Here is a 12,306-nt window from a genome sequence, read left to right as displayed (position 1 = left end):
TGTTTTCTGGTTCATACTAAAAACTAAATTATTTCAAGGCCGAAGGCACTGTTGCCCGTTCTCCGATGATGATATCTCCGATTTCCACATTTTCTGCATCGACGACGGTCATGCCGTTCTTTGCCGATTGAACTTCGATATCGTGAAGGTGGATGTTGCGTACTTTCTTTTCCGGGTATCCTTGTATCACAATGGCCGTTTTCGTTGCTTTCCGGCATTTGATATTGGAATACCAGATATCCAAAATTTCTGAAGGATATCCGCTTCCTTCGCCCAAAAAGTTAGCCGTAATATAAAGGCAATCTTCAACCTCATCCATATCCAGGTTCCGGACATAAACGTTATTTATAAATCCCCCCCGATCGGCATTGGTTTTAAAATAAATCCCCCGTTTTAAATATCCACCTGTTTGACAACTGTCAATATATATGTTCCGTATCCCTGCCGACATTTCACTACCCACCACAACACCATGCAACCCCTTAAAGCTACAATTGCGGATGACAATATTCTCGCTGGGCGTGGCATTGTTTTTCCGGCCTTCATGATCCCTGCCCGCTTTAATGGCAATATTGTCATCGCCGTTATCGAAAGTGATATTTTCGATTAAAACATCTTTGGCATATTCCGGGTCAATGCCGTCATTATTATGGTTCAATGATTTATAGTTCACCCCCCTGATGGTGATACTTTGCGATTTTAAGAGGTGCAGACACCAAAACGGCGAATCTTCGATGCGGATATTCTCGACCAGGATGTTCTTGCAATTGAAAAACTGGATTAAATGGGGCCGAAGGTAATGTCCTTCTCCGAATTTCCGGTCTGCGATCGGAACACCTTGATGATTCATATCCCGGCTCAACATCTTGTCGCCGTCTTCCTTTTCTTTATAGCTGTCCCACAGTCGGCCACCTTCGCCATCGATCGTTCCTTTGCCTGTGATCGCTATGTCGTGGCAATCGTGGGCATAAATAAGCGGACTGTAATTGTAAAGCATTGTGCCTTCCCAGCTTGTCAGAACCAGGGGCAGGTAATCTTTCGGCTTATCACTGAAACGAATTGTTGCCCCTTCGTTGATCTCCAGCCTGACGTTGCTCACAAAGTGAATTGGCCCATTGAGTTTATAGGTGCCTTTCGGAACAATGATCATACCGCCGTTATTTTTTTTGCACAGCGCCATAGCCTCGTCAAAAGCAGGCTTACAATTCGCAGTAGAATCGCCTGTCGCCCCCAGACTAGCGATATTTATTTCGAAAGAGGGTATTTGGGGTAATTGTATGCGTGTTACGATTTCATCTACTTCGTCTGTTGGGAAACTGTTGTCCTGAGCTACGATGCTTAGGTTTACAAACAGGATCAAAAAAAGAAAGAGTAGTTTTTTCATCCGGGGTAGTTTGTTTGGTTTGTTAACTGGGTTCCTTGTTGTCAAATAATATATGGTATAAATCTTTTTGTTTGTCTCATGTAAGCAATGTATTTCTCTCCAAAATACGCCATACATTCCTTCTCTTCGAAAACAGCTGTCAAATAAAGACAGCCAGAGGAAAGGATGGCAATTAGTAATAATCCGAATGTGATATCCTTAAAGAGAATTCCCCAAGTCAAAAAAAGCAAAGAGGAATAAATCGGATGCCTGATGTATTTGTAAATTCCTTTGTCTATTAATTGCGTTGTTTGTTCTATTTCATAAAGGCTTGGTTCGTTTCTGTCCTTTTGGGGCTTTCCTCTTTTTACTAAAAGAATCAGACCATGAACAACCAAATATCCTGATATTATCAGAAGAATCCATGAAATTATTTGATTAAATGAAAAAGGATTGACAAACCAATTTTCAGAATTGACAGCAAAAAGCCAAGCGATGCATTCCCAACTTAGGAATCGATAAAAGCCATGACTTCTAATTTTTAATATTGTTCGCCATGAAACAGCTATTAACAGCATGCTTACTATTGCGAATATGAGTATCCTGACCATGTATCAATTATTACGAACAAGGGACAATACATAATTTCCATAACTGTAAACCGGATGAGAAGTCGTTGGTTGAGCGGCACTTCCCTGTCAAACCGGAATAACGTTTGAGTGGGCGACAATGCCTGAATTTACGACTTCCCCCGCGATGCCCATCTGGTGTGTTCTGTGTAATTAATCTTGACAACTCTAATTTCCTATTCCATTAATTGGTGTCAATATTTTAATGTTTTCTTTAATCGTTTTGGCTAAACACAGCATCAACCATGTTCTAATTAAATCATTCTGACTCAACCTACTGTTGACTTGAAAAGATTTGAGCGTGTTATTCATGTCTACGAACTCTTTTTCGAGATATTCTTGTATCTCAGCATTAAACAGGCCACATCCTTCAAATTCTTTGCCCTCAACCGCTTTTAGCTGTCCGATCCCTTGTAATAATAAATCAAGGTTGTTCGGAAATGCGTAATGACAAATATCCATCCGGCTTGCCTGGTATTCAATATCTTTAAATTCGCCACCATGCAGTAATTTCTCGTACGAGGTCCAATCCCAAGTCAATCTGGCAAGCAATAACTTAACTAAGTGCACTTTATCGGGACTCTTATTACCCAGCCATTTTCGAATCAGTTGTCCAAGTTCTTTGTCATATTTATCCGGGGCCTCACTTTCACGATCTTCATTTAACCATTCTTTCAAGGCCCAAATGTATTGTTGTCCGATCAGGCTTTTCCCTGTGGTGTCTGTATTGATAACATGTTCTCCATGCTGGATATGATTTACGCCGATTTTTGTCGGATCCACATTCGGATGAAGCTCAGTTATCGAATCCTTTATCTTTTTTAAGTGCTGTTTATATTTGAAATGGCAGACTTCAAATCTGGTGATGAGTTCGCGGATTCGTTTTACGCTCTCAGGCAATTCTCCAAGTCTTTTCTCCAAATCATTTATTTTGATGATTTCTGAATCCGGAGTGGAAATCTCAATATTTGACCAACTATTCATAATCATAAATTTCCAAAACAATTATCACAATACGGTCCTTTTATATGCCTGTACAACGTTGCCCCGGGGCACCAAGGTTGGAAAACCACCTTATCCCCAGCTCATCAGACAGCGAGCTGTCCGAACCGTTCCAGGCTGAGCCTTAGTGATTACTGCGCATCATGCGCTTTTCTTTATTTCGGACATAGATCAATTTATGCCTGCCTTTGGGATTTTCCCGTTGCTCGATGTCAAATTTCCCGGTTGAACTAATCAATGGCGTTAACTTTTGAAAACCATAATTCCGGGGATCAAAGTTAGGTCGCTTCTTTTGCAACAAGCTACCAACATCTCCCAAAAAAGCCCAGCCCTCATCGTCCGACAGGTCATTAATTGTATCGGCAATTAGTTTGATCTCTTTTCCCGCTATTTTCTCGAACGATTCTTTTTCTATTCCTTTTTCTTCCGATTCTTTCTCCTTCGATTTTGTTTTAAGAATCTCAATGTATATGAATTTGTCACAAGCGACGATAAAAGGGTTCGGCGTCTTCTTTTCTCCAATACCGATGACCTGCATGCCTGCCTCTCGTAAGCGGGTTGCTAATTTGGTGAAATCACTATCACTCGATACGATACAGAACCCATTGACTCTTTCTGCATATAAGATATCCATGGCATCAATAATCATAGCAGAATCTGTTGCATTTTTCCCTGTCGTATAGCTATACTGTTGGATCGGGGTAATCGCATGCTCCAGAAGTACGTTCTTCCATTTTGAAAGACTGGGGTTCGTCCAATCTCCATAGATTCGTTTAATGGTTGGATTACCATATTTGGCAATTTCTTCCATCATCTCTTTTACAAATGCAGACGGTATATTATCCCCATCAATTAGTACGGCTAAATTTACATTCATCGTTTTTTCGTGTTAATCCGGTTCTTCGTTGTCCGCATTCTTGTGATGCGACACACCTTAAATTTACAAAATTCCCAGATGCCGCACGAATGTATCGCGTGGCGTGACTCAATTAATTTCAAACCATACGAAGCGATGCGCGCTTTAGCGAATCCTGCTTTGTATCTTCCTTTTTTGTGAAGTCCTGTTAGGAATAAACGGCTATTTAATAAGCCTACCGCCCGATTTCCGTAAAATAATAACGACCCAAATCCCGATAAGGTGTCGTAATGAATCGGACGACTTCACTGTTTATCAGCTCCGGTTGTTCTGCAGGTACCATATGCGAAGCTCTTGGAACAACAAAAAGTTGGGCATGCGGCAGACTGTTAAATAATGCCAGCGTATGCTCAAGCTTTATCAAATCGTGATCGCCTGAAACCACTAAAACAGGGACTTGTATTTCATGAAGCTGTTCTTTTGTGAAATTGGGATATTTCTCCATGAGATCATTTAATTTCTTCTTTATGTCCGGCGAAATCACCTTATATGCTGCCCTGTATTTTAACATCATCGGACTGACTTTTTCATATAAAGGGTCATGGGGATCCATCTGAACACTATCCGATGCTGCAGAGAAATCTTCCCAGCTATAATTGGCCCCAATTGTTATTAGTTTGGTCACTTTTTCAGGATGGGCATAAGCCAATTCCAAACCAATGTTACCGCCATCGCTCCAGCCAAGAATAGCAACACGTTCAAGCTTTAACTGATCAATGAGTTCATTCATGTCTGACCCCATCAGCGCATAGCTTATTTCATCTTCAGAGTCAGAAGATTTTCCCTGTGCCCTGCTGTCAACCGCAATGACTTTAAAGTGTTTTGACAATTCGGGTATTTGCTTTTCAAAGACAACAATAGACCCGCCATTGCCGTGCAAAAGCAATAAAGGCTCACCTTCACCATAAATTTCACAGTATATTTTGATGCCATTGACATCAACATATTGACCGGCCTTCTCATTTGAACCGTACGCAATCTTTTCGTTCATCGAATTAGTACATGAGCCTGCAATAACTAGTACCAGGAGCATAAGGATAGCTTTCATGATTTTTAGGTTTGGTTATTTCTATACTAAAATTAAGGAATAATCACATCAAGGTCAATCCTTAGATACGAAGGGCTAAAGCAGTATTTGGATGACAGGAAGGCCAGTGTGCGCACCGTGGTTAGTTTGCGATCCCGCTGCCGCGCTTTTGCAAAGCGTGCCGCAACATGCCTGTTGAAAATCGGCATCTCCAACTCAATTGTTTGTACCAAGCAGAGTACAGATTACAAACTCCACGCTCGCAGTGTGGACTGTCGGATAATTCGTACCTTTGAATTTTGCAAATAGAAAAGAAGGCCAACATGAATATCCGAAATACATCACTTGACGAGTTTTACCGCGAAGCTGCTGCCTTTACCGGCCGCGACATCCAGGAGTTGTTGCCCCCGGGAATCAACAAGGAAGTTGGTCATTTCAATGTATTCGATGTGGCCGAAACCATCCGTTCAGTGAAACGGAACGCGGTGATGCCCTATAGTCGCCGTTCGTATTACAAAATCAGTTTGATCCGTGGCCGAAACAGGGCTGAGTATGCCGACAAGGTGATCCAGGTTGAAAAGAATGCCCTGCTGTTTGGTACGCCCAAAGTGCCTTACCACTGGATTCCGCAGGATGAAAACCAGGCGGGTACGTTTTGCGTGTTTACCGATGCCTTCCTGGTGAAGAACAAAAGCGGGGTATTGATCGATGAGCTGCCTATTTTTAAGTTGGGCGGTTACCCCGTGTTTGAGTTGAGCAATGAAGATGCCGAAGAGATTGCACTGGTTTTCCGGAAAATGAAAAAGGAAATCGCCTCCGATTATGAATTCAAGTACGATTTGTTGCGCAACTATGTGCTTGAACTCATACATTACGGACAAAAAATGCAACCAGCCACTACGCTGCACACCAGCCAAAATGCTTCGCAACGCATTGTCGCGCTGTTTGTGGAGTTGCTCGAGCGACAGTTTCCCATCGAGTCGGGCTCGCAACGACTGGGACTGCGTACGGCCAAGGATTACGCCGAGCGCCTGTCTATTCATGTCAACCACCTCAATAAGGTGCTAAAAGAAAGCACGGGGAAAACAACCACCGATATTATTGGCAGCCGTATTGCCCAGGAAGCCAAAATCCTGTTAAAGCAAACCGATTGGAACATCACCGAGATTGCCTATTCGCTGGGATTCGAAGAAGTGGCACATTTCTCCAATTTCTTTAAACGACAAACTTCCGTCACCCCGCTTGCCTTTCGCGTTTAAAGTCATATTGTTTGAATTTCGCAAGGAATGGATTGTTGCTTGCAAAATTCAATCCGTCTCTTTGCCGAACTTTGTCTTATTGAAAACAAACAACCGATGACCGAAGCATCATCGAATGGAAACACATTAAAAACAATAAAACAATGACAGAGACAAAAACAAAAATTGCCCTGGTGACCGGAGGAAGTCGCGGTCTGGGGCGCAACATGGCCATCAACCTGGCTAAAAAGGGAATCGATGTGGTAATTACCTACAACAGCAACAGCGCAAAAGCCGACGAGGTGGTCGCTGAAATTCGGGAGATGGGACGACAAGCCGCAGCCTACCAATTGGATACCTCGAAGATTAGCGACTTTGGTACTTTCTACGAACAACTGGCGGCTTATTTACAAGAGACCTATGGGACCGCCAATTTCGATTTTCTAATCAACAATGCCGGAACGGCGCTCTATGCTCCTTTTGCCGAAACAACAGAGGAGCAGTTCGATGCGGCGATTAATATTCACCTGAAGGGCGTATTCTTCTTCACACAGAAAGCACTGCCTTATCTGAACGACGGCGGGCGCATCATAAACATTTCTTCGGGGCTGGCGCGCTTTTCGTTTCCCGGCTCATCGGCCTATGCCAGCATGAAGGGTGCTATTGAGGTATTAACCCGTTATCTGGCCAAAGAACTAGGATCGCGTGGCATTGCAGCAAATATTGTGGCACCCGGCGCCATTGAAACCGACTTTGGCGGCGGGCATGTGCGCGACAACAAGGAGGTGAATGACCATGTAGCGAGCGTAACAGCCCTGGGAAGGGTGGGCTTGCCAACCGATATTGGCGGCGTGGTGGCTTTCCTGTGCTCGGAAGAAGCCAGCTGGATCAACGGCCAGCGTATTGAAGTGTCGGGTGGCATGATGCTCTAGTCCTGGTACCTGCAATTTTTTTGATGGACGAACTGACCGGGTGACTTTGAGTCACCCGGTCAGTTCGATGTCGTTGCGACTTCCTGAAAAGGAATCTGGACGTCCCCTCTCTGGCAATGACCGATTGGACTTCCGATACTATTGTTATCTTTCCCCGATGGGAAAATAAAGGACGTATCAGCCAGCCATCTCACTGGCTTGCTTGCTTGTCCCAAACCTGGCCCCTACTACCACCCGTTTCCAACGAGTAGTTTATTTAGGCGTTTCAAAAGGCTTTGCTTGTATCGTTAAAAACGAAGAATACTTGCGCTGGGGACCCGTCAAAATATAAGAAAAACAAAAGCCGGTTTTTTCATACAGGAGCGGGTGGAAGCGACTCGTCTTTTAGTTATCTTTAGAATACTCTGACACTCGGGGAATTTCAAACCCCGCTCAAACCTAAAGCCCGGGAATGTTGGGAGCATCTATGAAACATTATTTAATAATTTTGTGCCTCTGGATATCCGTTGCTTCCGGGCAAACCACGCATGGTAAATATGCCGTAGATTCCATATCCTTCCAGGATAATCGCGACGCTGGAAATATTGTAGCGCATGTCTTGACATTTAAATATGATATCGTTGATCTTTCACTCTCCTCCAACGATTCAGTTTTACTTATTCAGGAATACAAACTGAATAAAAAGAAAACAGGTCCCGCATTCGGAATGGTCGGATACGCACATGCCCTGAATTTATACTCATTGGATCACTATTGGACTAAGCCCGAACTTGGAAATGCAACGGAAGGCTGGTCTTATCAGCTTATCGGCGGAAAGATCTTTAATAATAATCCATTCGGGAAATACACAAAACTCGATACCAAATCCGGAAAAGCATTAAATAAATTAAATTATTCGTTGCTATACTTTGACGATTCAACGGCTGTATTTATTGGACGAAAACTCGGATTACAGGGACTTCCAATGGATATTTATTCAGCAATCGATATATCAAATGACAGTATTCTGTGGTCACAGCAATTTGATAATAAGCGCTTCCTCCAGACAACTCCATTGCAAATTGATTCCGGAAGGCTATTTTGTGACGTTAACCTATACTTTCAAAATCTGCATTCAGGCGAAAGCTGGACTCATGATCTCGAATCAATCTATCGATTCCCCGTAAGTAATTCGGCACAAACTTTTTTTAATTCTATATCATTTCTAACCATGGTTGTTGATGACCGAATTACTTTTCTATGGCAAATACGATCAGAACCGTTAATTGATAACGATTTAATTTATATCGCTTCCAGGAATAAATTGGAGTGTTTATCGAATAAAGGTATTGTAAACTGGCAGCTAGAACTACCACCGGACTCCGTTAGTTCTTCTCAATTATATAATTGGGCCGATTATCTCACATTACTAAACACTGGATCTGCTTTATATGGGTGGGATATCGTTCCCTTTGGCTATCCGTTCATTTCGAAATACAATAAAACCACTCGTTCCCGTGAATTTCATTATGTATTTGAGAAAGACTCAACTGAATATGTGCGCGATGCCCTGATAAATGACTCAACCTTATATTTAATTTATAGCAACACTGTATACGCATTTAATATGGGTACCAACGATATTCAGAAGTACCCCTTACCTAAAGGTAGCTACAAGTGCACCGGATTTTTAACCGACGATCGCTATATTTTATCTGATAGCTCAAGCTATTATCCTTTTATTTCAAGTGACTCTACATTATTCCTAACGCTGAGCAACGATTCTATTTGTAAACTAAATCTACTTAGCAATGAGTACCGATTCTTTTCCGATCAACAAGTAAATGCCAAGGTTGGAGAGTACAAGAACTTTATTGTATTGGAAAACGAATTGAGACCAATAATTATCGATTCAAACGGGAATGAAATTTCTCAGTTAAACGGGCTAAAAAATGTATTGATTGATAACAACATCATTGTATCCAGCAACGAAAACAATTTATATCTAATTAACCTGGATCAATTAACTGTGCCCTAAAAGAGGGTTGGGACTATTTCCTTGTATCACTGTGTAACTGAGCAACTCAAACCAATCCAATTAGGTCGCAACCTGCTGGTTTCTATTGCAAAGCCCATCAAATTAGCAGTCATTAATTGTGCCCGAAACTTTAGTTTCAGATGGTGGAATGAATGCCTCAAACGTTGCGAATGTATTTGGAATCCAATTTACTCCATACGCTCGTATTAAGACAAAATACAACGATTGAATCAACTCTCGTTTGCAGAAGACCAATCTAAGGGAAGCAGAAGCTTCCTCCCGGAATTCAAAGGTGTGAGCAGCGTTTACTATTTTTTTAGCCATGTTATTTATATCCTGTTAAGGCTTTGTTTATAAGGTAAATTCCAATGTCCTGTCGAATATCATTTCTGTTTTCTGAGATACTCCAAAAAACTATTAAAAAGTGGAAAGTAAAACCCTTTAATGTAAGCTAGGTCACCGCTCGGAATTCTATTTTCAAAAATGATTTCTCCTCTCAATGGATCATAAACTGACAATCCAGTAACCCAGACATAATGTGCGTCTCTATAAAGAGATCTTTTTTCCAATATAACAAAGGGTTTGTAAAGTTTGGCAGCCCTGTTTAGCTTCAATTTATCGGGCATTTGAAATCTCAAATCCAACGTATCTCCTAATTCCAACATTTTTTCTTCCAGCTGGTGATAAGTCATTACTTCTTCAAAGTAATTCAGGTTTTTACCCATCTCGGCATAATATTCATCGTTGGGAACGACTAATAACGATTTTAAAATAGTTGCATCTACCGAGATATCAGTTATCACTGTCACTCTTCCATAGAGCGAAGAACCAAAATAACCTGTTTTTGGATCTAACGTTTGGGGCTTTGATCTTATCAATAGACCACAGGAACCCAATAATAACGCTACGGATACGATATACATGTATTTTTTCATGAAGGCTCGAGTTACTGTTGCTTTCTTAAATAATCTAATAAACTATTGTATAACGGGAAATAGCTGTTTATTGGAGTTGGGGTTGATGGATCAAAAGGGCCCTCTCTCATTTCATTTTCAAAAATTACCTGCTCGTTAAGTGGGTCATACAAGCGAAAACCATTTCTTGAATTTAATCCAAATCCCGAGCCTACATGTTCCAATACAACAAAAGGTCTGAATAGGATAGCCGCCTGGTGTAGTCCTGTTCTGTTTCGGATCGATTTGATTTCATCAGCCAAACCCGCCTGAATAATGGCATCTTCAAATTGCTCAAAAGTCATTAGGTCATGGAAAAAATCTAAGTTCTTTGCAATTTCAAGATGCGATTCATTTGGAACTATCAGTAAATGCCTGATTGAATCGGCATGAACATCCAGATCAGTAATGACTGTTACCCGTTTTTTGTGATCATTAAAAACATTGGTATTAAAATAATTGGTTTTGGGATTCAAATTAGCACTGTATTGTGTCGCACACGAATTGAAAAGTAAAACGATTACCCCCAACAATAATTTTTTTCTCATACCTGTTCTGTTTAACGTCAAACCAATCGGGACACCTGTCCATCATTTAGACCCGGAGCTATAAACTTCTTTTGCCAAATTTATAAGCCAGGCCGAGTTGAATATCGATAGCATTGGCTTTGCCACTACCCCCTTCTTTATATTCCTGTTTCGATGAAAGGTACCCGGAACTGAAAGATCCAACCCACCGCTTCGACATATCATAGACCAAAGCCCCGGTAATATTAACAGCAAATCCACCACCGGTATAAATTTCCTCGTTGTCGGCGTACAGGCTTGCACTGGCAAAACCGATGGCAGGTGAAAAGTCAAAACGAAACTTTTCCGATAACGGCAGCGATAAAACCGGCCCGGCAGTAAAAGCATCTAAATTCCAGTACATATCTGCCTGATCATCGTCAACAGTTGCATATTGGTCAGCACGCATTGACAAACTGACACCTATTTGTTCCGTAATCCGATAACCCAGGATCGTTTTACTGCTAAATCCCGTCCGTTCCATACCTTTATAGTTGGCGAATGGAACATCGAATGCCAATTCATCCCTTGCAAACGATAATCCCGCACTAAACCCCATGTATACTTTATGTTCAAATTTGTGCCGGGCAACAATTTCTTCTTGTAAAAAGGAATAGTTCTGCAAGGGACTGCGGTATTTCTCCAGATTTTCAAAACTTCTGTTTAGCGGAAAACGATCTTTTATCGAACCTGCCACAATGCCAACAGCTCCCCCAAACACGGCAAATCCCAATCCCAAAGAAGCAGATATCGCACCCGTAAGAAGCCCGGCATCTCCGGCCAAAGCCAAACCCGTCACAACTCCGGTTCCGCCACCAATAACCGAACCAACAGCTGCTCCCCTGATGATACTTTTATCACGGCGCACCTTCAGCAAATCGATTTTACTAAAACGATATTCTCTCAGATCCGGATTCAATAGCGACCCGGCCACAAATAGTGACGAATCTCCGACTTCATAAAGGACACCTGTTACAATTTGGGAGCTATCATTCAGTTTAATCCAGGTCTTATATACTTTCGCCTTCCGATTCGCCTTTTCCTGTGCACGCACCCCATAGCCACAACAAACAAACAATCCAATTAGCATAAATATCTTCATACAATTCAATTTACCGGTATATTATTTTGAACCTATTCCAATGTTTATTAAGAATCATTCTTTCTAATAAGTTATGCATTATTCCTGATATTATACGCAAGCATGTTTCGTTTATTGAATCCGCAGAAAGGTGAAGGACTTCTGGGCTAATATCATGTACAAAGGAGATTCTAATTGGAAGTCGGAAAATGAGATCCCGGTGCAATCAAAAGCTATTTTCGAATTACCCGGATCAGGACAAAAAAGGAACCAGTGGATGAATCGTTGATCAGGGCATTAACGGACTTCAGCTCGCGAACGCTCCGCTCGTCTGCCGCAAGCTGATGGATTCCGACAGCCTGTCCCTGCACTGCCAGTAGTGCGCTTGGGGGAAGTCCCCACGCCTTTGCTTGTATCGTTACAACCGATGAACCACTTCGCCCTCGTTTCCGTTTCACTCAAACGAGGGAAAGATGGGGCTATTGATATCCAGTAAATATTGTGCTAACTTGAACAAACTTTGTTTACTGATAACCAAAGGAAGCACACACACAAAAAGGAAGCACCGGGACAGCTTGAGAG

The 12,306-nt window shown here is 41.9% G+C and carries 13 protein-coding genes; 3 read left to right on the top strand and 10 right to left on the bottom strand.

From position 1 onward, the window contains the following. Positions 1-28: 28 nt before the first annotated feature. From GJV22_RS19430 to GJV22_RS19405, 6 genes are all read right to left on the bottom strand, one after another. On the bottom strand, positions 29-1,384 hold the full coding sequence (locus GJV22_RS19430; protein ID WP_163717741.1) for a glycoside hydrolase family 28 protein: 1,356 nt from the start codon (positions 1,382-1,384) through the stop codon (positions 29-31). 41 nt (positions 1,385-1,425) lie between these two features. Then, positions 1,426-1,974, bottom strand: a complete 549-nt coding sequence (locus GJV22_RS19425) for a methyltransferase family protein (protein WP_163717739.1) — start codon at positions 1,972-1,974, stop codon at positions 1,426-1,428. A gap of 186 nt (positions 1,975-2,160) precedes the next feature. Then, positions 2,161-2,976, bottom strand: a complete 816-nt coding sequence (locus GJV22_RS19420; protein ID WP_163717737.1) for a hypothetical protein — start codon at positions 2,974-2,976, stop codon at positions 2,161-2,163. Between the two features lie 142 nt (positions 2,977-3,118). Further along, complete coding sequence (locus GJV22_RS19415) at positions 3,119-3,871, bottom strand: NYN domain-containing protein (RefSeq protein ID WP_163717736.1); 753 nt, start codon at positions 3,869-3,871, stop codon at positions 3,119-3,121. A gap of 214 nt (positions 3,872-4,085) precedes the next feature. Beyond that, positions 4,086-4,958 (bottom strand): alpha/beta fold hydrolase, encoded by an 873-nt coding sequence (locus GJV22_RS19410; protein ID WP_163717734.1) that lies wholly within the window; start codon positions 4,956-4,958, stop codon positions 4,086-4,088. Positions 4,959-4,990: 32 nt separating this feature from the next. Next, on the bottom strand, positions 4,991-5,170 hold the full coding sequence (locus GJV22_RS19405; RefSeq protein WP_163717732.1) for a hypothetical protein: 180 nt from the start codon (positions 5,168-5,170) through the stop codon (positions 4,991-4,993). A 90-nt stretch (positions 5,171-5,260) separates the two neighbouring features. Here GJV22_RS19405 and GJV22_RS19400 point away from each other — a divergent pair, with 90 nt between their 5' ends. The 3 genes from GJV22_RS19400 to GJV22_RS19390 all read left to right on the top strand — a co-directional run bounded on the left by GJV22_RS19400 (position 5,261) and on the right by GJV22_RS19390 (position 9,124). Further along, entirely contained in the window at positions 5,261-6,196 is a 936-nt protein-coding gene (locus GJV22_RS19400) for a helix-turn-helix domain-containing protein (RefSeq protein WP_163717729.1), read from the top strand. Positions 6,197-6,339: 143 nt separating this feature from the next. After that, positions 6,340-7,107 carry an SDR family NAD(P)-dependent oxidoreductase gene (locus GJV22_RS19395; RefSeq protein WP_163717727.1) on the top strand — a complete coding sequence of 256 codons (768 nt, stop codon included), beginning with the start codon at positions 6,340-6,342 and terminating at the stop codon, positions 7,105-7,107. Positions 7,108-7,705: 598 nt separating this feature from the next. Further along, positions 7,706-9,124 (top strand): hypothetical protein, encoded by a 1,419-nt coding sequence (locus GJV22_RS19390; protein ID WP_163717725.1) that lies wholly within the window; start codon positions 7,706-7,708, stop codon positions 9,122-9,124. Between the two features lie 383 nt (positions 9,125-9,507). Here the strand turns inward: GJV22_RS19390 and GJV22_RS19385 are convergent, their stop codons facing one another. The 4 genes from GJV22_RS19385 to GJV22_RS19370 all read right to left on the bottom strand — a co-directional run bounded on the left by GJV22_RS19385 (position 9,508) and on the right by GJV22_RS19370 (position 12,182). Then, positions 9,508-10,059 carry a hypothetical protein gene (locus tag GJV22_RS19385; RefSeq protein ID WP_163717723.1) on the bottom strand — a complete coding sequence of 184 codons (552 nt, stop codon included), beginning with the start codon at positions 10,057-10,059 and terminating at the stop codon, positions 9,508-9,510. 11 nt (positions 10,060-10,070) lie between these two features. Further along, positions 10,071-10,625 (bottom strand): hypothetical protein, encoded by a 555-nt coding sequence (locus GJV22_RS19380; protein ID WP_163717721.1) that lies wholly within the window; start codon positions 10,623-10,625, stop codon positions 10,071-10,073. Positions 10,626-10,683: 58 nt separating this feature from the next. After that, positions 10,684-11,745, bottom strand: coding sequence for a hypothetical protein (locus tag GJV22_RS19375; protein ID WP_163717719.1), 1,062 nt, complete (start codon positions 11,743-11,745; stop codon positions 10,684-10,686). A 212-nt stretch (positions 11,746-11,957) separates the two neighbouring features. After that, positions 11,958-12,182, bottom strand: a complete 225-nt coding sequence (locus GJV22_RS19370; RefSeq protein ID WP_163717717.1) for a hypothetical protein — start codon at positions 12,180-12,182, stop codon at positions 11,958-11,960. Positions 12,183-12,306: the final 124 nt, after the last annotated feature.

The organism is Mangrovibacterium lignilyticum, from assembly GCF_010882175.1.
GTDB classification, from domain to species: domain Bacteria; phylum Bacteroidota; class Bacteroidia; order Bacteroidales; family Prolixibacteraceae; genus Mangrovibacterium; species Mangrovibacterium lignilyticum.
The sequence above is the reverse complement of the archived record's forward strand: the minus strand, read 5'-3'. Positions and strand labels throughout refer to the sequence as shown.

What these genes read in the sequence shown, in the direction of transcription:
- GJV22_RS19430 (WP_163717741.1), bottom strand. Translation starts at nt 1,384, where the DNA reads ATGAAAAAACTACTCTTTCTTTTTTTGATCCTGTTTGTAAACCTAAGC.
- GJV22_RS19425 (WP_163717739.1), bottom strand. Translation starts at nt 1,974, where the DNA reads ATGGTCAGGATACTCATATTCGCAATAGTAAGCATGCTGTTAATAGCT.
- GJV22_RS19420 (WP_163717737.1), bottom strand. Translation starts at nt 2,976, where the DNA reads ATGAATAGTTGGTCAAATATTGAGATTTCCACTCCGGATTCAGAAATC.
- GJV22_RS19415 (WP_163717736.1), bottom strand. Translation starts at nt 3,871, where the DNA reads ATGAATGTAAATTTAGCCGTACTAATTGATGGGGATAATATACCGTCT.
- GJV22_RS19410 (WP_163717734.1), bottom strand. Translation starts at nt 4,958, where the DNA reads ATGAAAGCTATCCTTATGCTCCTGGTACTAGTTATTGCAGGCTCATGT.
- GJV22_RS19400 (WP_163717729.1), top strand. Translation starts at nt 5,261, where the DNA reads ATGAATATCCGAAATACATCACTTGACGAGTTTTACCGCGAAGCTGCT.
- GJV22_RS19395 (WP_163717727.1), top strand. Translation starts at nt 6,340, where the DNA reads ATGACAGAGACAAAAACAAAAATTGCCCTGGTGACCGGAGGAAGTCGC.
- GJV22_RS19385 (WP_163717723.1), bottom strand. Translation starts at nt 10,059, where the DNA reads ATGAAAAAATACATGTATATCGTATCCGTAGCGTTATTATTGGGTTCC.
- GJV22_RS19380 (WP_163717721.1), bottom strand. Translation starts at nt 10,625, where the DNA reads ATGAGAAAAAAATTATTGTTGGGGGTAATCGTTTTACTTTTCAATTCG.
- GJV22_RS19375 (WP_163717719.1), bottom strand. Translation starts at nt 11,745, where the DNA reads ATGAAGATATTTATGCTAATTGGATTGTTTGTTTGTTGTGGCTATGGG.